This window comes from Bacteroidales bacterium, assembly GCA_029210725.1.
Taxonomy (GTDB): Bacteria; Bacteroidota; Bacteroidia; order Bacteroidales.
The window spans coordinates 32,734-55,906 of the sequence record JARGFM010000021.1 but is presented as its reverse complement, the minus strand read 5'-3'; the positions used below and the strand labels follow the sequence as shown (position 1 = coordinate 55,906).

Genomic DNA, 23,173 nt, shown 5'->3' with positions numbered 1-23,173 from the left:
TTGTCTGGAGATGTTCTCCATAATGAGAGTCTAGCCTTTGCTATATCTTTGAATTACTGACATATGTATAAGAACGATAGCTGTCGTGTGGGAAAAGTATGCACATAAATCACGAAAACGGCCGAATTTTATGAAAAACCACATCAAATTCGTGGAAAAGGATTTGGTATGAATGAAACTTTGCCTGGAGAAAGCTCAATTGAGATTGCGATGTAGTATCTTGGTTTGAAAATAGGAATGAAAAAACCCGGATTTTGGAGTTTATGAATTAATCAGGCTAGCACATTCCTTTTGGATGCGAGAGTCTGCCGCAGGCGGACGGGCAGACAAAAGTTCAGCGAATGCTGAATGTGCTAGAACATAGTAGTAAACACATATTATTGTGTTTATGGAATACAAGTTAAGAAGATAAAATCAATGGAGTTTATTCTGGGTTAAGATTATCCAGTGGATTTTTGATTTTAGTGAGTTGCCTGGAACTGACGTGTGTATAGATTTCGGTGGTTTTGACGCTGGAATGTCCCAGGATCTCCTGTATGTAACGAAGGTTGATGCCCTGCTCCAGAAGATGGGTGGCGAAACTGTGGCGCAGGGTGTGGGGTGTCGCGTTTTTGTTGATGTTGGCTTTTTTCAGGGCTTTCCTGAAGATATTTGCAATACTGGTGGCACTGTACTGTCCACCGCTCTGGCCTTCAAACAGCCAGTAAGCAGGTTTGTAGAATCTGTAATAGTCCCTCAAAAGCTTTAGCAATTTTTCAGACAGCAGGGTATATCTGTCCTTATACCCTTTTGATTGGATGATACAGATAAGCATACGCTCAGAGTCAATGTCCGTGATTTTCAGGTTTATCAATTCAGATCGTCGCAAGCCCCCGGAGTATAGGGTCATTAGAATGCATTTGTGCTTGAGGTTTGTACATTGCTTAAGGATAAGTTCCACCTCTTCCACCGTCAGGATCCTGGGCAGTCTTTTTTCTTTTTTTGGTCTGTTCAGATGATAGTAGGCCTTTTTTCTTCCCAGTACATGTTCAAAGTAAAATTTGATTGCACTGATTCTCTGGTTTTGCTGCGAAGATGAAATATCCCTGGTGCGAATAAGCCTTAGGATGTAAGCATTTATTTCCGGAATAGTTACGGATTGCAGATCCCGGCCAGCAAATTCGTCCATGAAGGATCTCATGTAGCTCACATAGGTTTTAATGGTATTCTGGCTATATCGTTTCTGAGTTAGCTTTTCCAAATATCCAGATGGCAGTTCCATACTGGTATATGTAGTCAGGATTCTGATATCGATGTTCCCGTCAGATATAAGAGCCATCAAAAATTCAATACGCAAAACGTATATAACAGGAAGATGTTAATTTTATCAGACAAAAAGCGAACCCTGATAAAGATTACTTTTACTTGCTTTCATACATCTGGTTCAAGGCATCTTTGACCTCATTTACAGGCAGTTTACACACTTTATCCCGGCATACATAAATGGTGGTTTGACCTTGAATGAGTTTTCCATGGAGCAGGGAGAGTTTTCCTTCGCTTTTTCCCCCAGAGAAAAACACATCTGGTAAGTACTTCTTGTTGAAGGCTTTGCGAATGGTCTTATATTCGTCTCCCAGAATGGCAACTTCGTAGGGCGGACTGGTAAACCAGGCCATCAAAATATCCCAGTTTGCATAATAGGCGCCACCTGTTGAAGTTCCCGCCTTTACATTATTGAGCATCTGTCTGGCCAGGTAGATGTGGTCATTATTGTTGAAATAAGTTCCGAGTATAAACAGGTTTTTGGCCATCTCAGAATTGGAGGCGGGAATGACATTGTCGGTGACTTCCATTTTCCGGGCGATTAATGCTGGATCCACATCGGAAGTGTAAAAAAACATGCCGCTTGCAGGATCATAAAAGTGATCAATGGCATAGTCTGTCAGGAGCTGTGCATCTTCTATCCACTTTTCATCTAAGGTGGTCTGATACAAAGAAATTAAAGCCGCGATCGTAAAGGCATAATCATCCAGAAATGCATTGATGGAAGCCTTGCCGTTTTTGTAGTTCCGGTTTAGTCTGTGATCCGGCGCTTTTAGTTTTTCCTGGATAAACCTGGCGTTCTGCAGGGCCATATCCAGATACTTGCTGTTGTCAAACGCATGATAGGCATCCAAACAGGCTTTAAGCATAAGCGCATTCCACGCAGTAATGATCTTATCATCCAATCCGGGCGGGATCCGCTTCATTCTTTCTTTCAGCAAAATTTTTTTCGCCAGGGAAACCTGCCGGAGCAGATCAGTTTCAGTGATGTTGTACTTAAAAGCCGTCTGTTTATCATTCCCGGATTTGAACAGGATATTCCGGCCATGCTCCCAGTTTCCTTTCTCTTCCACACGGTAATACTCGATGATTAAGTCTGCCATATCACCCAGAATCTGCTGCAACTCATCTTTGGTCCAGACATAATACTTTCCTTCTTCTCCCTCGCTATCCGCATCCAGGGAAGAATAGAAACCCCCTTCATCAGAGCTTAGTTCTCTTTGTATAAAATCCAGAGTTTGGCTTACGACAATTTTATAGTTGACATCCCTGGTATGCTGATAGGCTGATGAATACAGGCTGACGAGCTGTGCATTATCGTATAGCATTTTCTCAAAATGGGGTACTTTCCAGAATGCATCCACAGCATAGCGGGCAAATCCACCTCCAATCTGATCATAAATACCGCCATCAGCCATTTTGTTCAAGGTTAACTGGACGGCTCTTAAGGCATCTGCATTACCAGTAAGATAATGGTACTGAAGCAAGTACTGGAAGCCAACAGGCAGCGGGAATTTCGGGGCCCCTTTGTGCCCCCCGTGGACATCATCCAGACTGCTTTCCCAGGCAGAAAAAACCTGATCCAGGTCACCAATAGAAACCTCCGCTTTCTCGATATTCAGCGAAATCAGGTCACTGGACTGCAGACCTTCTGTGAGCGCTCTGGCCTGTTGTTCTGTTTTGTCCGGATGTTCCTTTACAAAAGTCAGGACCTGGGAAAGCATATGGAGCCATTGATCCTTAGGGAAATAGGTGCCGCCATAAATGGGCCGTCCATCGGGCAGAGCGATACAGTTCAGTGGCCAGCCTACCCTGCCCTCAATCAGCTGAACAGCATTCATATAGACCTGGTCTATATCGGGCCGCTCTTCCCGATCCACTTTGACCGAAACGAAATGTTCATTCATGAATCTGGCAATGGCTTCGTCCTCAAAACTTTCGTGTTCCATGACGTGACACCAGTGACAGGCTGCATAGCCAATGCTGATGATGATCAATTTTTTTTCTTCCCGGGCCTTTTCCAGTGCTTTTGCTCCCCAGGGGTACCAGTTTACCGGGTTATGGGCATGCTGCAAGAGATAGGGACTGCTCTCATGCATGAGTTGATTTGTAATGCGATGTTCTTCAGAATTCATTTTCTGTCCGTTGTATTTTGTCTTATGATCCCGGAGATACCATTTCAAGTCTGCTCTTCACTCTGTATTGACAACCGGAATGAAAGATTGTGCGGTTGTAATATTGCTTTTATTGATTCAAGTCTGTGACAATAAACAGAGGCTGCCCGGTCTGGACAGCCTCTGAGCCAGCTTCTGCTGGGGTGCTTGGGTGCCTTAATATACTAATTTTCAGCGCTCCACTCTTTCAGGGAGTCGGCCAGTCTCACCAGCTTCAGGAATTCGGAGCGGTAACCTTCCTCGTCCTCTCCCCTGGCCTCTTTTGCAAGGGCAATCACCTCCTCCATGGAAGCTTCTGCCTTGTATTCGGAGTTTCTGAGGAGCAGTCCGAATTCAGCGATGGCTGCAGAAAAGCGGAAATTATCCGAGGTTTCTTCCAGGTCCAGAACCTTTCCTTTGACCGGGATCTCCACCCTGGTGCTGGTATCTCCGTCGGGCTGCTTATAGCGCAGTTTCACGGTCATCAGCTCGGCTTTGGGGTCGGCTTGCACCTTTTCAGAAGCTTTTGCATCAGCCCTGTTAGCCTGGTACTTCAATGGGGCTATGCTTTTCAGCGGCTCATCCGAACCGGCGGGAATGATCTCATAGAGTGCGGTTACCGTATGTCCGGCACCCATTTCTCCGGCATCCTTCTTATCGTCATTGAAATCTTCATCATTCAGCAGGCGGTTCTCATAACCCACCAGCCGGTATCCTTTCACACGGGCAGGGTTGAATTCCATCTGGAACTTCACATCCTTGGCGATGGTGAAGAGCGTTCCGCCAAATTCGGTGATAAAGACCTTGCGGGCCTCCTGGATGTTATCGATATAGGCATAATTGCCATTGCCCTTGTCGGCAATGATCTCCATCTTGTCATCCTTGTAATTGCCCATGCCGAATCCCAGCACGGTCATAAACACGCCGTGTTCGCGCTTCTCTTCGATCAGGCGTTCCATTTCGGCATTGCTGGAAGAACCCACATTAAAATCGCCGTCTGTTGCCAGGATGATCCGGTTATTGCCCTCCACGGCAAAATTCTCCTGGGCGACCTTGTAGGCCAGCTTCAGACCGGCACCACCGGCGGTGGATCCGCCCGATTGCAATTGGTCCAGTGCGGCCAGGATCCTGGCTTTCTCATTGCCCGGGGTAGATTCCAGGACCAATCCGGCTGCCCCCGCATAGACCACGATGGCCACCCGGTCCTCGGGCCTCAGCTCATTGACCAGCATACGAAAGGCCTGCTTCAGAAGAGGAAGTTTACTGGCATCACTCATGGAACCCGACACATCGATCAGAAAGACCAGGTTGGACGGAGGCAATTCATCCTTGTCAATGCTCTTGCCTTTAAGTCCCACGTGCAACAGCTGGTGCTTGCTGTTCCAAGGGCATTGTGAGATTTCAGTGTAGACAGAGAAGGGATGCCTGCCTTCCGGTTCGGGGTAATCATAGGAGAAATAGTTGATCATCTCTTCGATCCGGACCGCATCCATGGGGGGAAGTTGTCCCATATTCAGGAACCTGCGTACGTTGGAGTAGGAGGCCCTGTCCACATCAATGCTGAAGGTGGACAGGGGATTGTGAAGCACATCTTTAAATCCGTTTTCATCAATGGCCGTGTATCCTTCTGTATTGTGCTGGATATAACCCTGCTCGGGTGCAGCAAAGCTCGGGTAGCTTGCCCGTTTGATGTATGAATTTGAGGAGGCACCGAGGAGCGGTACACCGGAGGATTTCGCTTCCCTGGGGGCCGCCATGTCATATTCCATGTCATATTCCATATGAATCACCTCCTCCAGCGCCTGGCTGGATGGCTGAAGGCTGATATGAATACGGTTGGAACGGGGTATTTTGACTTCCTCGGTTTCATATCCGGCATAAGAGAATACCAGGGTTTTGGCTTCTGAGCTTATCTGGAGCCGGAAGGCGCCGTTCACATCTGTAATGGTGCCCTGGGTGCTTCCTTTCACCACGACGGTGACACCCGACAAAGGATTTCCCGCTTCATCACTGACCGTTCCGCCGATCGTACGGATCTGATCGGGCGCCAGGCTGAAGGCTGAGAAAAAAAGAACTGTAAGTATTGAAATGATTGCTTTCATGATTTCTGTTTTTTTGTTTGACTTCACCCTTAGGATGCAGCCTTCTCCCCGATTCCATAAAACCTAAGGCAATTTTTTTTAATTTTAGCTCAATTCATTCCCGGCTTATGCTCGAAATCAGCGGTAAACATCCCGAACGCAGCGATGAGGAACTCCTCCTGCAATTCAAACGTACGGGCAGCCTGGATACGCTGGGAGAACTTTATTCCCGCTACATGCACCTGGTTTACGGGGTGTCACTCAAATACCTGGAAAACAGAGAAGAAGCCAAAGATGCGGTCATGCAGATCTTCGAAAAACTGGTAACTGACCTGCCCGGACAGGAGGTGCGGAATTTCAAAAACTGGCTGTTTGTCCTGACCAAAAACCACTCTTTGATGCAGATCCGCTCGCAGAAAAGTGTGTCGGGCCGTATGGAAAAGTATAAAATCGAACGGGAATTTATGGAATCGGAGCAGGCTTTGCATCCTATAGACGAAGAGCCGGCTACTGTGGATACTGTGGAGGACGCCTTAAAAAACTGTATTGAGCAGTTAAAGAATGAACAGAAACAGTGTATTGTACTCTTCTATTATGAGAAACTCTGTTACCAGGAGATCGCGGAAAAGATTCAGATCAGTGAAAAAATGGTGAAAAGCTATCTCCAGAACGGTAAAAGAAATTTGAAAATCTGTCTGGAAAAAAACAAATGACCGCTAAAAGGAAACATAGAAGCACCCAGGAGTACCTGAAGTACCTGAAAGGAGAACTTTCTCCCGGGGATCGTTATTCCTTTGAAAGAGACCTGGAGGCTGATCCTTTTGAAAAGGAAGCGTTGGAGGGTATGGAGCAGGTTTCTGACCGTGAGCTGGAGGAAGACCTGCTGTCTCTTCATGCCGGTTTACAGAAGCGACTGAGCAGAAGGAGAAGACGCACCTGGTATTATGTGGCGGCTTCAGTGGCCTCCCTGTTGATCGTTGGTACTGTTTTCCTGAATATTTATGAGTTCGATCCTGAAACTGCCCCGGAATCCCTGCCAGGTGATCAAATATATCTTCAGGAAGATGCAAGTGCAGATAGGGAAACACCCGCCCCGGAAACAGCAGAAGCGGAAGAGGCGGAATCTGATATGGGTTTGATCCAGGAAGAAGCGCGGGTTCCTGAAGAAGAAACCATCGTGGAAAAAACTGGTCTTGAAAGGGACGTCAGTACAAGGAGGATTCGTCAAACAAAGATTGCCGAAAGGAATGAACCGGTTGTGGCTGAGGCTGAACCGGTCTTGGCTAAGGCTGCCGGGGCCACGGACCCTGCTGAAATAGCACCGGAGGACAAAGGACCGGGGAAAAGGGCTTTGGACAAAAAAGCGGTAGAGGAAATGGCGATAGAAGACCAGGCGCCGGAGGTAAGGGCGCCGGAGGTAAAGGCGCTGGAGGTAAAGGCGCTGGAGGTAAAGGCGCTGGAGGTGGAGGCCAGGACTCCTGCTCCGGTGGCCGGTGAGGTGGGTGTGGAGGCACAGCCCGATCTGGCCGTTTCAGATGAGGTGGTGGTCATCGGATACGAGGGCGGTAAACCGGCCGATCCGGGCGATAAGGCAAAGCAGGTGAGACTTGAATCAAAAGAATATACATCCCAAAGGGCAGAGCCTGAAGGGGGGCTCGAGTCCTTCAAGATGTACATAGAGGAGCAGATCCGGTTCCCAGCCGGAGATACCCTGAGTAAGAGGGAGGTAGTGGTCCTGAGGTTTAACGTGGCCAGGGATGGATCTATTTCCGGTATTCAGACTCTTCGTTCTCCCGGTTCAATGTATACAGAAGAGGCCATCAGGCTTTTGCAGGAAGGTCCCCTCTGGAATCCTGCCAGGAACGAAAGCGGAACCACTGACGAAAAGGTCCGTATGCGTATTGTATTTGAACGATAGTTTAATACACCGACATGAAACGTAATTTCCTGAACAATGCAGGACTGCTCCTCCTTGCCATTGTTTTCTCCTTTGGTTTAGTTTTTGCCTTTATCGAACTTCCCACGCTGCTGGATGCAGGCCTGCAGAACAATCTTGGGTTTCCCCAGTTTGACCACGGCGGAGGGGATGCAAATGCTTTTAAAACCGAGCTTTTTATCCAGGGACTTCACCTGAGATGGATCGGCTATGGCTCGCTGATCCTGATCCTTGGATTGATCGTTGTAAGTTATCTCACCCGGAAAACCGGCTTGGCCGTGACCGGAGCCGTTGGTCTCTTTATCCCGGTATTCGGTCAGTTTGCCTTCAGTATGTTTTTCCTGGCCGGACTGGGATTCCTCCGGGTGGGCTGGCTCCCTTTCCTGGAAATATCCTTCGATATCCTCGATCTCGGGAAAGTTATCTATGTTCCCTACTGGATCCTCAGGTGGTTCCTGGGGCTCTTCCATTGGGATGCGCATGATTTTATTTCCTGGTTTTTTATGGCTGCGGGGGCCTTTCTTTTTACCTGGGGCGTCCTGCTCTGGTTTAAAACCAGGTACAGCGGTGATAAAGTGGCAAGCTCCTGGATTTATAAAATATCCCGCCACCCGCAGTACCTGGGCTGGATTCTCTGGAGTTATGGCTTCATTCTTTTCTCTCCCCATGAAAGAAGCATGAAAATGACCTGGCAGGTACCCTCTTCCCTTCCCTGGCTGCTGATGACCATGATCATTATCGGGATCTGCATGATGGAGGAGATCCGGATGATGAAGATCACCGGGGGAAGCTATGCAAGCTACAGGGAATCCTCCCTCTTTTTTTTTCCGCTTCCGAAATGGCTGAACAGGATCCTCACCTGGCCGGGCCGGATGGTCACAGGAGGAGAATTCCCCGGAAAGCGGAGACAGGTACTCTGGATCGTACTGATCTACACCGGTATATTCATGGCGCTCTCCCTGTTCTGGATGGACCTGGGTGGATCGGACAGAAAGGCAGAAACGCCTGAAGAAAGCAAGCAGGAACTGAGCGAAGTACAGGCAAAACTGGAGGAGGCCCAGGACAAGCGCCGTGAGATTTATGCCCTGATCGAACAGATCCCCGGGTACGGGGAGGCCGGAAAGGATCTCCATCTTGGCCTTTCCGAAAGCCCCAATCCGGTGATCCGGGAGTTTGCCCTGATGCATCTGGGCAGCATGAAAGTCCGGGAAGCAGAAGACATCATTGTCCGGTCCCTGTACGACTCCGTAAAACGGGTACGAAGCAGTGCCATTGTGGCGGCAGGGGAAATCAAATCGGCCCTTGCTTCGGACAGCCTCGCCGGCATACTGACCAATCCCACCCAGGATAACAACTTCTTTCTCATTTACGGGGCTCTGGGTACCATAGGAGACCCGGGTGCCCTTCCGGTCCTGCTGGAAGGATTGAACGGTGGAGAACATTACAACCAGATAGCTGCCCTGGATGCCATCGTGCAAATCGATCCCGGCATTGGGCTCACCCAGGCCATCGGAGAACTGCAGGACGAGCATGTCGATGTAAGAAGAAACGCGGTCATTGTCTGCATTCAATCGGGAAATCCCCGTGCTATTGAACCTTTAAAAGCCGTGTTTAGCAACGAGGACTTTGAAGTTCGGTTTTATGCAAAACAGGGAGTGAAGCGCTTAAAAAATAAACTACCGCACCACCGGGAATTCAGTAATTCTGAGGGTTGAACACCCGTAGGGAATCAGGGTGATCTCCAGCGGGAGATCGCCCTGCAGGTGCTTCAGGGGCAGGCTGTGTGGAAGCGGACCGGCCATCTCCCGGTACAGTTCCCAGTCGGGAATGATCCTGCCTCTGCTGTGCAATTCCACCGGGGCATTCTCCAGGGTCCAGGGATAAATGCCCTTTTCCTGCCAGTCCGGACCTTCTTGTTCACTGAAAGCCTGGCCTGTTTGGCGCCCGGCCTGTCCGGGATTGCCGAGCGATCCGCCCGGCTTACCGCCCGATCCTTCCGCTCTGCCGCTTAATTTTTCCCTGACAGGAAGGGAGACAAATTCAAAACCGGATTCCGGGTCCAGAACAGCCGCTTCCAGCAATCCGATATTCCAGGGATCCAGGGGGCGGACTTCGCTGTAGTTCCCGTATTTGTCCTTGTTCTCCACCTCTGTCCATTGCTCTCGGATCTTTAAGACATATACCAGCGGGCCCCGTTCCACGGAGACTGCGTTTTCCTCCCAGCGGTTCAGGTAAACGTCCATGGGCAGATGCAGCTCCAGCAGGTCTCCCTCCTGCCAGGTGCGGTCCACCAGCAGCATCCCTTTTTCCACCTGAAAGGAGGCTGGCTGTCCGTTGACAGTCAGGCCTGGTTCTTTGCACCATCCCGGGATTCTCAGGTGCAGCGGGAATCCGGCCGGATTCTCCAGTGAAAAATGGAGGCGGATCTTATCTTCAAAGGGATAGGCTGTTTCCTCCCGGATGGTCACTTCTGCGCCCTCACCCACCCTGGCTGTCAGATGACAGGGACCATAAACCACCGCGGCCAGTCCGCCCCCATCGGTGGCATACCAGAGATGGGAGACCAGTTTGGGCCAGCCCTGGTGCAGGTTGCAGGTGCAGCATGGATAACCGGTGAGCAGGCCGTAGCAAAGGTCCGTTCCTCCGTGATGGTCCTCTTCATAGAAGTTGTGGCGGTGACGGGTGAGCATCACCTGGTTGGCCTGCTGGAAATACTGCCGGGCGCTGAAATCATCTGTCACCTGGGTGGGCAGGGCATTGTAGGCAATCTTTTCCAGGTGGTCCATCATAGCCGGATTGCCCGTAATGGCAATCATCTTCTCCAGGGAATACATGAGTTCCACCACCGAGCACAGTTCAATTCCCTGGGTGGGATCCTTTCCGTGCATGGGCTCATCTCCCCCGTACATCCCCTGGGGCTGTCCGTGGTAGAGGCGGATATCCTCCAAGGCCTGTTCCACCGCTTTCAGATAGCGCGGATCCGGGTCCTGCTGGTAACGGATCAGGGGTTCCTTGATCCCCTGTGCCAGGTTTACACAGTGGAAACTCTGCAACTGCCTGGTGCAAAGCCGTGAAATCAGCTCCTGGTCGAAAGGATAGCGGTTCCCGGTATTATAGGGATAAAGATGATCCAGATCCGCGCCCTGGTAACCATTCTCATTCAGGAAAACCTCTGTCCAGGGGAAGGTCTGTTCGTGGAGCAGCTCCCCCAGCTCCAGCAGGAAATCCTCGCCAGTCAGGTTATAGAGCCAGTGCACCAGCATCAGGTTATCCCCTCCCCGGCGGTTGGCCCAGAAGGTCCAGTGATCCAGCGGAGTTTCGGGGAGTTCCCTGAGCTGGAACCTGAAGTAGTTCAGCATCAGCTCGATGACACGCTTATCGCCCGACACTTCGTAATACTGCTGCAGGACCTTGAGCATCACCATCTTGGGCCACCAGTCCTGCCGTTTGGTCTTTTGGAGTCCGGGCTCTGCTTCAGGGGGCTCCTCAAAAGGCACCGGGCCGAAATATCCGGATTCGGTCTGACTCCCCAGGGTCCATTCGATCCAGGGTTTGGCCTTTTCCTTCAGAGCCTCATCCTCCAGCAACCAGGCCAGGGGCAGCAGTCCGTCCAGCCAGTATACCCCGCGCTCCCAGCCATCGCCATCGCCTCCCAGCCAGCCGTTCCGCTCGCCTACCACCGAGGGGTACCATTCATCGAGGTGACCGGTCATCCCGTCCCGCATCAGCTCCAGCTGCTGCAGGAGCCAGCCCTCAGGACGAATGGAACCCAGGGGAAGCTCCAGGTATTTTTTGGGAAAAAGAGGCGCACGGTTTTGCAGGCAGAAACCAGGGGCTTCCGAAAAGGTCCGGTCCGGACAGTCTTTGGATTTTTCTGCACAGGCTGTCAGGAACAGCAGCAACAGCAAAAAGGATATCCTGGTTTTCATCTGCGGGGAGTTTAATCTGAGTTAAATCATTTTAAGATTTCCGTCATCAGAACGGGCCGGTTTTCCTGAACCGATTTTTTGGCTGCCAGTCCGATGGCTATGGAGATCAGTCCGTCCGATCCCCCCACGGGCATATCGCTTCCCGATAGCAGGGCATCGATAAATTCACGGATCTCCTGATTGTAGGAGGCATCATAGCGCTCCAGGAAAAAGTGGAGGGGAAGGTCGCCCGATACCCCTTCTTCTGTATATAGTTTGTGGTTGTTTGGGAAATGGTTCCCGGCCTGCGCCATTCCCTTGCTTCCGAACACCTCCAGGCGCTGATCGTAGCCATAGGCTGCCTTTCTGCAATTGTCGATCACAGCCATGGAATCATCCTCAAAGGTAAGGGTGATCACCGCGGTATCCACGTCCCCGGCCTGACCAATCTCAGGATCCACCTTCACAGCCGCTTTTGCAAATACCTCTTTCACCTCTTTCCCGGAGATGTAACGGGCCATATCAAAATCATGGATGGTCATATCCAGGAACATTCCTCCGGATACCCGGATATAAGAAACGGGAGGAGGGCCCGGATCGCGACTGCTAATTTTTATAATCTGCGGATCTCCCACCGCATCGCTTTCCACCAGGCTCCGGATCTTCCTGAACTCCGGATCAAAGCGGCGGTTAAAGCCCAGCATCAGCTGTACCCCGGATTCTTTTACCACCTCCAGGACCTCCTGCACCCGTTCCAGGGAGAGGTCCAGGGGTTTCTCGCAAAAAATCTGCTTCCCTGCCCTGGCGGCCCGGATGACATAGTCGGCATGTGTATCTGTGGGCGAGCAGATCACCACAGCATCCAGATCCGGCACTGCCAGCAGCTTTTCGAAGGTTTCTGCGAACACCGGGACCCTGAACTTTTCGGCGATTTCCCTGGATTCTTCCAATGGATCCATGGCCGCCACCACCTTGATTTCACTGAAGTTCCGTGCCAGATTTTCCAGGTGAATCTTGCCTATTCGGCCCAGGCCGGCAATTGCTACATTAATCGTTTTCATCATTTGTTTGTTTTATGATCCTATAATCCCATTGATTTGATGTAATTCCGGTTGCTGGCCGCACAACATTTCGGGGAGCCCATCCCGGGCAGTACGTCCTGCTCTACGACGATCCATCCCTCATAAGCTTTGTCTTTCAGTATTTGAACGATGGCTTTGAAATCCACATTTCCCTTTCCCAGTTCGCAGAATACGCCCTGTTCCACCGATTTAAAATAGTCGTAAGATTTCCTTCGCACCTGCTCTCCCACCCCGGGGTCGAAATCCTTAAAATGCAGATGCCAGATCCTGGAATAATACTTCTCCAGCGCTTCCACCGGATCCCCTCCTCCAAAGGCATAATGGCCCATATCAAGGCAGAGGCCCAACAGGCCGGGATCGGTCAGTTCCATCAGTTTTGCCACTTCCCCCGGGGTCTCCACATAGCCCCCGCAATGATGGTGAAATACAGTTCTCATTCCGTAGCGTTCTTTCACCGCCCGGGCCACCAGCTCTGCCCCGGAGGAAAAGGTGCGCCACTGTTGCTCCCCCAGCCCCATGGCCGGCGTAATACGCCCGGCATTTTTAGTGCGCTCTTCCACGGAACCATTCTCATCGGCCAGGACAATAAATGCCCCGGGATAGCCAGCCTCTTGCATTAGTCCGGCTGTTTTCAGTGCCAGCTCCACCCCGGCCTTATGGGCATCACTCTTTGCCAGGGCCACCGGGACAAAGGCCCCCAGAAGCTCCAGGTTCCGGATGCTCAGAACCTCTTGTAATTCCAGGGGAGAGGTGGGCATAAAGCCCCAGTCGCCCAGCTCAGTCCCGGCATATCCGGTTTCCACCATCTCGTCCAGAACCTGCTGGTACCCGGAGGATTCACCCTCCAGGTCGAATTCTAAAGCACCCCAGGAACAGGGTGCGTTGGCTATCTGTATCATTCTCAAGAAAATTTCAATTTATTGATTATCCGTATAATTCATGTCATGTCGCTTTAAAACTTGCGAGACCACTCCCTGGGCCAGCGCTCGATAACCACCTTCGTCTGGGTATAAAACTCAATGGCATGCCGGCCCTGTCCATGCAGATCCCCAAAGAAACTGTCGTTCCATCCACTGAAAGGGAACTGGGCCATGGGAGCGGCCACTCCGATGTTGATTCCTATATTGCCGGCATTGGCCCGGTTGCGGAAAGTCCGTGCACTCAGGCCGCTGGAGGTGAACAGACAGGCCATGTTCCCATAGCTGTTTCCATTCACAAACTCGATGGCCCGATCCAGGCTGTCCATGGAAAGCAGGCTCATCACCGGGCCGAATATTTCCGTCCGAACAAGCTCGCCATCCGGGGACACATTTTCCAGTATGGTCGGCTTAATGAAGTTCCCCTTTTCGTAGCCCGGGATCTTAGCTCCCCGGCCATCCAGAAGAAGCCTGGCCCCTTCAGCCACTCCCTGATCAATTAGCTGCTCCACCCGCAATTTGCTTTCGGGGGTGATAAGCGGACCCATCTCTACGCCTTCGTCCAGGCCAAACCCGGTGACTTTGTTTTTTGCGGCTTCAAACACTGCTTCTCGAATTGTTCCTTTGGTATCCCCCACTGTTACTATGTTTGAAGCAGCCAGGCAACGCTGACCGGCACATCCGTATACACTGTCGGCAATGATCCTGGCGGTCATTTCCATCTCCGCATCGGGCATCACAATAAGCGGGTTTTTCGCTCCGCCCTGCGCCTGAACGCGCTTGCCATTGGCAGCCCCTCTCTGATAAATGTATCTGGCCACAGCAGTCGATCCCACAAAGCTGATGGCCTTCACCTCCGGGTGATCGAGCAGTGCATCCACACTCTCTTTCCCCCCGTGCACCAGGTTGACCAGCCCTTTCGGAAGGTCCAGCCGGTCAATCAGTTCAAAGACCCGCATCATGGTCAGAGGCACTTTTTCGGAGGGTTTCAGGATAAAACTGTTTCCGCAGGCAAGAGCATAGGGCATGAACCAGAAAGGAATCATCCCGGGAAAATTAAAGGGGGAGATACAGGCAGTGACTCCCACAGGCTGACGGATCATAAACTCATCAATGCCGGTGGCTATATTTTCCGAAAACTCGCTTTGCAGCAGCGTGGGGGTGGCGCAGGCCGTTTCCACATTCTCTATACCGCGTTGCATCTCTGCCACCGACTCTGCAAAACTTTTTCCGCATTCCAAAGTGATAAGCCTGGCAATTTCTTCCATGTGTTCTTCCAGCAGGGACTTCAGTTTATAGAGCGGCTGCACCCGTCGCATGACCGGTATCTGGCGCCATTCCTCCAGGGCTTTACTTGCTGCGGCCACCGCCTCTTCGACATCCGCCGCTGTTCCTGGTCCGAAGGGGATCCTGGCCAGAAGCTCCTGGCTGGCCGGATTAAGCACCTCTCTGCTCGCTTTCTCCCTGCCGGTGGTCCACTGCCCATTAATGTAGTTCTTTAATATCTCCATGATTCAGTTTCTTTGATTCAGTTTATTTGATTTCATTGGTTTACAGAATGATATATAACTCAGGCCCTTCCCAGCAAAATATAGATCAGGATGGTGACCACTACCAGCACAGCCGAGAGGTGTCTGGCATATTTCCACTGCACCATCTCCATCTTCACCGGAGCCGTCCGGATCCCGAAATTTTTCCGGGGATAAAAACAGGATACCGTATACATGATGATCACATTCATCACAAATTCAATCCCCCAGTTATGAATAAAATGAATATCTATTTTCAGAATAATCGTGGTCAGGATATAGTAGGCCATACCAAATAGCAAAGCGGCCTTGGCTCCCACCGCTGAAACCTTTTCCATGAAAAAACCGGCCAGCATAATGGAGGCGATGGGAATGAAAAAAATTCCGTTCAACTCCTGCAGAAGCTGGTACAGGCCCTCTGGAGCCCTGGCCACCAGAGGGGCGGCAAGAATGGCAAAAACGGCCAGGACCGAGGATACCGACCGGCCGATCCAGACCAGCCGCTTGTCTTCCACATCCTTTTTGATCAGCCGTTTATAGACATCCACGCTTAAAATGGTCGCCGCACTGTTCAGGACACTGTTAAAGGTACTCAGTACCGCACCCATGACCACGGCCGCAAAAAAACCGGACAGACCCAGGGGAAGCACCTTTTTGATCAGGGCAGGATAGATCAGATCCTGGTTTTCATACATGCTGTCGCCGAAATAGTAGAAGCCGATCACACCGGGCAGGATAATGATAATGGGGACCAGTATTTTCAGAACACCTGTAAATAAAAGTCCCTTCTGGGCCTCCACCAGGTTTTTTGCCCCCAGGGCCCGCTGAATGATGGTCTGGTTCATTCCCCAGAAATAGAGCTGGTTAATAATCAGACCGGTGAATAGCACCCCGAAAGGCATCACCGATCCCTTTTCCCCGATGACATTAAACTTCTCAGGTGCATGCTGAAATACCCTGGTAAGTCCGCTTATGGGATTGCCATCCCCAATGGCCACCAGGGCAAACAGCGGGACCAGCACCCCCCCGATCAGCAGTCCGTAGCCGTTAATGGTATCGGACACTGCCACCGCCTTCAGTCCGCCGAAAATGGCATACATGGAGCCAATAAGCCCCACGGCCACCACGGTGATCCACAGTCCCTGGGACCTGGACACCCCCAGGGTCTCGGATATATTGAAAATACTCTCCAGGTTGATGGCTCCCGTGTACAGTACGATGGGCAGCAGGGTGACCACAAAGGAGACCACCAGAAACAGGGCCACCAGGCTGCGGGTCAGTCCGTCGAACCGTTTTTCCAGGAATTCCGGAATGGTGGTCAGACCGAGTCGCAGGTATCTGGGTATGAAAAACATGGCAGCCACCACCAGCGCAATGGCGGAGGTCACCTCCCAGCCAATGATGATAAAGCCATTCTTATAGGAGGAGCCATTCATCCCGATCAGGTGCTCGGTGGAAATATTGGTCAGCAGCATGGAGCCGGCAATCACCACCCCGGTCAGACTTCGTCCCCCGAGAAAATAACCCTCGGAGGAATCCAGTTTTTCCTTTCGAAGTTTAAACCAGGCATAAAAGGCAACAAAAGCAGTAAAAGCGATAAAGGTGACAAGAGTTAACATAGGCGTGCTATCTTAGAAGAAGTAACGCTGTTTCTTTTTTTGCTCTTCGTAATTTTCACGGGCCTTCTGCACCGGCTCCGATCTGCTTACCTCGGCAATGGGAACATCCCACCAGGCATATCCGTATCCGGCCATTTTCCGTTCGGGAACCGTGGTAATATGAATGACCGTGGTCCGCTCCTCCTTCCGGGCCTCTTTCAGGGCATCCTTCAGGGAGGCCACATCGGCTGCCCGGAAGACCCTGGCCCCCAGGCTCTCTGCATTTTTAGCCAGGTCCACCGGAAGCGGCTCTCCCTCCAGCAGCCCCGATTGCTGGTCCCGGTATACATACCTGGTGCCAAATCCTTCACTTCCAATGGATTTGGAAAGTCCGCCTATGCTGGCAAAACCATTGTTATCGATCAGGATAATAGACAGTTTATAGCCCTCCTGCAGGGAGGTAATGATCTCGGAGGGCATCATCAGGTAACCTCCATCGCCCAGGATCACGTATATCTCCCGGTCGGGACAGGCCATCTTGGCTCCCAGTCCGCCCGAAATCTCGTAGCCCATGCAGGAATACCCGTATTCCAGGTGAAAACCCTTGGAGTGACTTGTGCGCCAGAGCTTATGCAGATCACCCGGAGCGCTTCCCGAGGCGCAAAGGACCACATCTTCCGGATCCATAAATGCATTAAGCGCCCCCAGGACCTCGGCCTGACTGGGCTGCTCCCTTTCTTCTGCCCGGTAGGCCTGCGTCACTTTTTCATCCCAGCTTCTGTTGTATTCCGCTGCCCATTGTCTGTATGATTTCTCCACCCTGTAGTCTTCCAGGGCTGCCAACAGCTCCTCCAGGATCACCCGGGCATCTCCTGTCAGGGGCAGTCCGCTGTGCTTAAAAGCATCAAATTCAGCGATGTTGATATTTAAGAACTTCACCTCCGGATTCTGAAAGGCAGTTTTGGAGGCCGTAGTGAAATCGCTGTAGCGGGTTCCTATTCCGATGATCAGATCCGCCTCCCGGCTGAAGGCATTGGCCCCTTCGGTCCCCGTGGCCCCGGTGGCACCCAGGTTATGCGGATCGTTGTAAGGAAGGGAACCTTTTCCTGCAAAAGTTTCTCCCACCGGGATTCCGGTGTGATGCACCAGCTTCTTCAGGATCTCTTCTGCCCCGCTGTAGATCACACCGCCTCCGGCGATAATCATAGGTTTTCCGGATCTGCGTATCAGTTCCACAGCTCTCTGAAGCGCCTGTTTGTCGGGGCGCGGACGTGGAATATGCCAGATTCTCTTTTCAAACATCTCCCGGGGAAAATCGAAGGCTTCGGCCTGCACATCCTGGGGAATACAGAGGGTCACCGCCCCCGTATCGGCCGGCGAGGTGAGCACGCGCATGACTTCCGGCAGGGAGGTGATCAGTTGCTCCGGACGGTTGATCCGGTCCCAGTATCTGGAGACCGGTTTGAAACAATCGTTCACCGAAATATCCTGGGAAGCGGCCGATTCCAGCTGCTGAAGGACGGGGGCCACCTTTCGTTGTGCAAAAATATCCCCGGGCATCAGCAGTACCGGCAAACGGTTGATGGTTGCTCCGGCTGCAGCGGTGATCATGTTGGTGGCCCCCGGACCGATGGAGGAGGTGCAGGCAAAGGTCGACAAGCGGTTCTTCATTTTCGCATAGCCCACAGCGGTATGGACTGCGGCCTGCTCATTACGTACCAGGTAGTACCGGAAATCGGGGGTCTGTTGCAGGGCCTGCCCGAAACCCGCCAGGTTTCCGTGACCAAAAATGCCAAAACAACCTGCAAAAAAGGCCCCTTCCCTGCCATCCCGTTCCGAGTATTGTTTCTTCAGGTATTCCAGGGTTGCCTGGGCAACGCTTAATCTGATCGTGCTCATGGTCGATGATTTAAATTCTGCATCCGGATTAAAACCCGCCTTTTGATTCAATGAATTTGAGAATATCCTTTTCGTATGGAGTGAAGTTGGCACAACCCAGCTGGGTAACCACGTGGGCCCCGCAGGCATTGCCCATGCGGCAGCTCTTGTACAGATCCCATCCCTTCAGGTATCCGTAAATAAAACCTGCTGCAAAAGCATCCCCTGCACCCAGGATGTTCACCACCTCCACCGGGAAACCGGGGACCTCTTCCACACGGCCATTGGCCCGATAGACCTTTGCTCCCCGGGAGCCGGTTTTAACGATCAGGGCCTCCACCCCCAGTTGCAGGATCCCCCGGATGGCCTCCTGGAGATCTCCCTTTATCTCGGGCGCTGAAATCTGCTGGTGGCTGATATACAGCTGGGACTCATCCTTGAGGTAGGCTGCCAGGATCTCCTCTTCGGTGCCCAGCACCAGGTTCACATTCCGCATGAAGGCCCGGCTGGTCACCCCGAAGGCCCGGATATCATGCCACTGGTCGGCCCGGAAGTCCAGGTCCAGCAGCACCGGGATCCCCTTACTGCGGGCGATCTCTGCAGCCAGGAACGCGGAACTGCGGGTGGGCTCCATATTCAGGGCCGTTCCGGAAACCTCCAGCAGCCTGGCTTGCTCGATCTCAGCATCCAGCACATGGTCAATGCTGATCTGTGAATCGGCACAGTTGTCCCGGTAGTAGACCAGCGGGAAGCGGTCCGGGGGCTCAATGCCCAGGATCACGGCCGAGCTTCTGGCCCCTTCAATAACCGGGATATGATCGGTCACCACGCCTTCCTCCTTCAGAAAATTCAGTATGAAATCCCCCACCTTGTCCCTGCCCACACCCGTCAGCAAGCAGGCCTTCAGGCCCAGCCTGCTGCAGCCCACGGCAATGTTCAGGGGAGAGCCCCCCACAAAGGCATGAAATCCTGGGATTTCCTCAAAAGGGGCACCTACTTCCTGGGAATAGAGGTCAATGGAAGAACGCCCGTAGGTGATCACATCGTATTTTTTGTCCAGTGCGCTCATAGCCTTAGTTTCGGATTAACTCTTCTTGTTCATTTCAGCAGTGACCAGCGGGATTCTGGGATCCAGTCCCTTCCAGGAATCATAGATCCACTTATGGTCCGGATCATCGGTATTGGCCAGCGACTGGTCGCTTCCGGTCAGAAAGTTCAGGTAATAAACATGGTAACCATGTCCGGCCACCACCGGATGATAGCCTTCCGGCACCAGGACCACATCGTTGTTCCGGGCCACGGCGATCTCATCCAGGCTGCGGTCGTCGTTATATACCTGCTGAATGGCAAAGCCCTGGGCTTTGTCGATCTTATAGAAATAGGTCTCCTCGAGACAGGCCTCCACCACCTCTCCCTTCTCATCCAAACGGCGTGCATCATGTTTATGAGCCGGAAAGGAACTCCAGTTTCCCGATGGGGTATATACTTCGACCGAGACCAGCCGGTGGCAATCGAAGCCCGGCTGAATCAGGCTGTTTATCTGGCGGGTGGCATTGTCTCCTCCCCGGATCTCCATGGCCACCTCTTCGGGAGCCTTGAAACGGGCAGGATGGTCCTGGTCCGTTTTGCACCAGCCATAGGCGATATCCAGCACTTCACTCCGGGCGCTGAGTTCAAACCGGGTGTTCCGGGGAAGGTACAGAGTATGCGCAATCCCGCTGAACACATCCCTGCGCCCGTTCACGGTTTCCCAGTTCCCCTTGTCGGATTTCACCGAATAATTTCCTCCCAGAAGAATGATGGCATATTCGTTTCCTTCGGTGTGGCCCGACCAGCTTTCCCCCTTTTTCATCAGCCGGGCCTGGAAATTCAGGAATTGCCAGCCGGTCTCCTCCTTTAAAACACTCTGGTAGATGCCGTGGCCTGACTCCGCTTTGGCCAGCAGGCGGTATTTGGAATCTCTGATCATACTGGATTTTTTATTTGTGTTGCTTTTCCCGTGGATTTCAATAATTCAAATTTCTCCAGAAGGAACTCTTCGAAGACCTTCACATAGGTTTTACCCGGTACTACCGGGTCGAACTGGGCAGGTGCATATTTGAAAAATTCGCGGTGTACGCGGGTCCAGATCAGTCTGGCGTCGGTGGCAATGTTAATTTTGCAAACCCCATATTCCAGGGCTTTTACAAGTTCATCGCCCGAAACTCCTCTGGCATCGATACCCAGCTGTCCGCCTGCTGCATTGATCCTTTGTATCTCCTCACTATTTACTTCTGAACCACCATGCAGCACCAGTGGGAATCCGGGCAAACGTTTTTGAATTTCGCTTAAAATATCAAACTGCAGTCCCTTCCCCCCGGAGAATTTATAGGCTCCGTGACTGGTGCCCACAGCCACAGCCAGGCTATCGCACCCGGTCTGCTTTACAAACTCTTCCACTTCTTCCGGGCTGGTATATTTCTCAGCCTTTCCCTCCACCATCCCCTCGTCCTCAATGCCGCTTAATACTCCCAGCTCCGCTTCCACTGCCATGTCTTTTTCATGGGCCTTTTCCGCAAGCTGACGGGTGATGGCGATGTTATCCCGGAAGGATTCATGGGAGGCATCGATCATAGCCGAATTATAGTCTCCCGACCGGATGCACTCCAGCACATCTTCCCTGTTCCCGTGATCGAGGTGAATGGCAAAAACAGTATCCGGATAGATACGGGAGGCGGCGGCAATCATGGCAATCAGCATGCGTGGATGAGCATAGTTCCTGGCCAGTGGGGTGGTCTGCACAATAAAAGGTGCCCGGGCCTTTTGTGCGGCGCTGAACAGTCCGTGAACCTGCAACATATCCCAGACATTCACTGCGGCAATTCCAAATTGGCCATAACACATACTGAAAAGGTCCCTGGTTGATACAAGCATGGACGGATTGTTTTAAGGGTCAGAGGACCTAATTTAGCCCTTTATTTGGATCGAACACAAAAAAACGAAGGAAAATCTTTATGCAAAGGTTTGCATTGAATTTACATAGAAACCGTATATATCAAACTGCTTATCAAGGGTTTTCTGCGATTAACACTGCCCTGGAATTACCTGGAAGAACCCCGGATCACCAGTTCCGGGTGTAGCGTTTCAATTCTCAGCCTGGACAGCTCATTGTTGGAAGAGATACGCTTCATCAGAATGCGGGTAGCCAGCATGCCCATCTCGTAGGTGGGTTGCCAGACCGTTGACAGGGATGGCTTGAAATAGGACGAATGCGGGTCGTCATCAAAACCGATTACAGAAATTTCACCGGGGATCTGTAGTTCCGCCTCTTTGATTACATACATGGAACCTATGGCCACCCCATCGTTAATGGTGAATACAGCATCCGGAGGCTCCGGAAGAGAAAGCAGCTTTTTGCAGGGTTCGATCCCATGCTCCGGTGCGAAACCATCAGCTTCCACCATATACTCTTCCCGGACAGGCAGGCCGTGTTTCTTCAAGGCATCTTTATAGGCTTTGAACCGGTGGCGAGCCGTGGAGAGGGTCTGCGGACCCCCGATATGTGCAATCCGCCTGCACCCGGTCTGAATCAGATATTCCACAGCCTGGAAAGCCCCCTTGTATTCGTCCACAAACACCTTATCCACATGGAGACCCACACAATCCCGGTCAAAAATGACCAGTGGAATATTATTGGATGCCAGTATTTCCAGGTGATCATAGGTTTTGCTTTCCGAGGAGGGGGACACCAGGAAACCATCCACATTGATGGACGTAAAGGTTTGTACAATGCTTTTTTCCTCCTGGCAGGATTCGTTCGACTGGCCTATGATCATGTTTACCCCAAGCGAGTTCACATAATCCTGGATACCATTGATAATGGAAGAAAAAAAATAGCTGGTAATCTCCGGCACGATCACCCCGATGGTATTGGTCTTTTTCTGCAGCAGGTGAAGCGCCAGAAGGTTCGGTTGGTAGTTTCTCTTCCGGGCCAGCTTTACAACTGCCTTCCGGGTTCTGTCACTGATGGCCGGGTGCTTGTTCAGGGCCCGGGAAACCGTGGAGGGAGAAATTCCCAGCTCCCTGGCTAGATCTGTTATGGTGGTCCTCGATCTTTTCACAGGCCCAGATAGCGTTCCAGTTCCTTCATATGTGTAAAGCTTATGGCACCCAGTTGCTCAAAATGCCCCCTCTTCCTTTCTCCGGCCCGGGCATACACCATAAATCCACCCGACAGCGCCGCCCTGATTCCAGCGGCACTATCTTCAATCACCACACACTCTTCGGGCAGAAAACCCATCTCTTTTGCGGCATGCAAAAATATTCCCGGTTCGGGTTTCCAGCTGCCAATATCATAGGAACTGTAGATCCTGTTCTCGAAATATTCGAGTAAACCGACCAGTTGCAGATTTAATCTGATTTTCTCGACAGGACCGCTGGATGCCACACAAAAAGGGACCTGCAGCTTCCCGGTAAGATCATGGATCCCTTCCACAGCCTTCAGTTCTGTCTTAAAAAGCTCATAGGTCCGCTCTCTGAACTGCTTCTCAAAATCTTCCGGCAGGGTTCCCGGTATATTTTTCCGGATGAAATTCAGATTCTCCTTCATGGAGATTCCTGCGAATTGCTCCACGGCAGTTTCGAAATCGAGCTCCAGGCCCAGTTCCCGGGCTATCTCCTGAAATACCCTGGCCGAAAGAGTTTCACTGTCGACCAGTACCCCGTCGCTGTCAAATATGACGCATTTATATCCCTTCATAGAGCAAGTCCCAAGTTAAAAAAATGAAACCGTTCTGAAAAACAATGATAA

17 protein-coding genes are annotated in these 23,173 nt (G+C 51.6%); 3 read left to right on the top strand and 14 right to left on the bottom strand.

What is annotated here, in order from left to right:
* Nucleotides 1-424: 424 nt before the first annotated feature.
* From P1P86_12150 to P1P86_12140, 3 genes are all read right to left on the bottom strand, one after another.
* Nucleotides 425-1,318 carry a site-specific integrase gene (locus tag P1P86_12150; GenBank protein ID MDF1575929.1) on the bottom strand — a complete coding sequence of 298 codons (894 nt, stop codon included), beginning with the start codon at nt 1,316-1,318 and terminating at the stop codon, nt 425-427.
* Between the two features lie 82 nt (nt 1,319-1,400).
* Complete coding sequence (locus P1P86_12145) at nt 1,401-3,401, bottom strand: thioredoxin domain-containing protein (protein MDF1575928.1); 2,001 nt, start codon at nt 3,399-3,401, stop codon at nt 1,401-1,403.
* 239 nt (nt 3,402-3,640) lie between these two features.
* Nucleotides 3,641-5,557 carry a von Willebrand factor type A domain-containing protein gene (locus tag P1P86_12140; protein MDF1575927.1) on the bottom strand — a complete coding sequence of 639 codons (1,917 nt, stop codon included), beginning with the start codon at nt 5,555-5,557 and terminating at the stop codon, nt 3,641-3,643.
* Nucleotides 5,558-5,664: 107 nt separating this feature from the next.
* Between P1P86_12140 and P1P86_12135 the strand changes: the two genes are divergently transcribed.
* Genes P1P86_12135 through P1P86_12125 form a run of 3 tightly spaced genes read left to right on the top strand, consistent with a single transcriptional unit; the run spans nt 5,665 to nt 9,187 of the window.
* Entirely contained in the window at nt 5,665-6,249 is a 585-nt protein-coding gene (locus tag P1P86_12135; protein ID MDF1575926.1) for a sigma-70 family RNA polymerase sigma factor, read from the top strand.
* Complete coding sequence (locus P1P86_12130) at nt 6,246-7,454, top strand: energy transducer TonB (GenBank protein ID MDF1575925.1); 1,209 nt, start codon at nt 6,246-6,248, stop codon at nt 7,452-7,454. The genes P1P86_12135 and P1P86_12130 overlap by 4 nt, the downstream gene beginning before the upstream one ends.
* 14 nt (nt 7,455-7,468) lie before the next feature.
* Nucleotides 7,469-9,187, top strand: a complete 1,719-nt coding sequence (locus P1P86_12125) for a HEAT repeat domain-containing protein (GenBank protein MDF1575924.1) — start codon at nt 7,469-7,471, stop codon at nt 9,185-9,187.
* Here P1P86_12125 and P1P86_12120 read toward each other — a convergent pair.
* The 11 genes from P1P86_12120 to P1P86_12070 all read right to left on the bottom strand — a co-directional run bounded on the left by P1P86_12120 (nt 9,149) and on the right by P1P86_12070 (nt 23,122).
* Nucleotides 9,149-11,401, bottom strand: a complete 2,253-nt coding sequence (locus P1P86_12120; protein ID MDF1575923.1) for a glycoside hydrolase family 127 protein — start codon at nt 11,399-11,401, stop codon at nt 9,149-9,151. The genes P1P86_12125 and P1P86_12120 overlap by 39 nt on opposite strands.
* Before the next feature lie 26 nt (nt 11,402-11,427).
* Complete coding sequence (iolG, locus tag P1P86_12115) at nt 11,428-12,441, bottom strand: inositol 2-dehydrogenase (protein ID MDF1575922.1); 1,014 nt, start codon at nt 12,439-12,441, stop codon at nt 11,428-11,430.
* A 20-nt stretch (nt 12,442-12,461) separates the two neighbouring features.
* Complete coding sequence (locus P1P86_12110) at nt 12,462-13,361, bottom strand: sugar phosphate isomerase/epimerase (protein ID MDF1575921.1); 900 nt, start codon at nt 13,359-13,361, stop codon at nt 12,462-12,464.
* A 53-nt stretch (nt 13,362-13,414) separates the two neighbouring features.
* Complete coding sequence (locus P1P86_12105) at nt 13,415-14,890, bottom strand: CoA-acylating methylmalonate-semialdehyde dehydrogenase (GenBank protein ID MDF1575920.1); 1,476 nt, start codon at nt 14,888-14,890, stop codon at nt 13,415-13,417.
* A 59-nt stretch (nt 14,891-14,949) separates the two neighbouring features.
* Nucleotides 14,950-16,527, bottom strand: a complete 1,578-nt coding sequence (locus P1P86_12100; GenBank protein ID MDF1575919.1) for a solute:sodium symporter family transporter — start codon at nt 16,525-16,527, stop codon at nt 14,950-14,952.
* A gap of 12 nt (nt 16,528-16,539) precedes the next feature.
* Nucleotides 16,540-18,405: a 3D-(3,5/4)-trihydroxycyclohexane-1,2-dione acylhydrolase (decyclizing) gene (iolD, locus tag P1P86_12095; GenBank protein ID MDF1575918.1), complete on the bottom strand. Its 1,866-nt coding sequence runs from the start codon at nt 18,403-18,405 to the stop codon at nt 16,540-16,542.
* A gap of 28 nt (nt 18,406-18,433) precedes the next feature.
* Complete coding sequence (gene iolC / locus P1P86_12090) at nt 18,434-19,453, bottom strand: 5-dehydro-2-deoxygluconokinase (GenBank protein MDF1575917.1); 1,020 nt, start codon at nt 19,451-19,453, stop codon at nt 18,434-18,436.
* 15 nt (nt 19,454-19,468) lie between these two features.
* Nucleotides 19,469-20,353, bottom strand: coding sequence for a 5-deoxy-glucuronate isomerase (gene iolB, locus P1P86_12085; GenBank protein MDF1575916.1), 885 nt, complete (start codon nt 20,351-20,353; stop codon nt 19,469-19,471).
* The gene (locus P1P86_12080) at nt 20,350-21,297 is read right to left on the bottom strand and encodes a class II fructose-bisphosphate aldolase (GenBank protein ID MDF1575915.1); all 948 of its coding nucleotides are present in this window, start codon (nt 21,295-21,297) and stop codon (nt 20,350-20,352) included. Before P1P86_12080 ends, iolB begins: the two co-directional genes overlap by 4 nt.
* Before the next feature lie 167 nt (nt 21,298-21,464).
* Nucleotides 21,465-22,484 carry a LacI family DNA-binding transcriptional regulator gene (locus P1P86_12075; protein MDF1575914.1) on the bottom strand — a complete coding sequence of 340 codons (1,020 nt, stop codon included), beginning with the start codon at nt 22,482-22,484 and terminating at the stop codon, nt 21,465-21,467.
* On the bottom strand, nt 22,481-23,122 hold the full coding sequence (locus P1P86_12070) for an HAD family hydrolase (protein MDF1575913.1): 642 nt from the start codon (nt 23,120-23,122) through the stop codon (nt 22,481-22,483). Before P1P86_12070 ends, P1P86_12075 begins: the two co-directional genes overlap by 4 nt.
* Nucleotides 23,123-23,173: the final 51 nt, after the last annotated feature.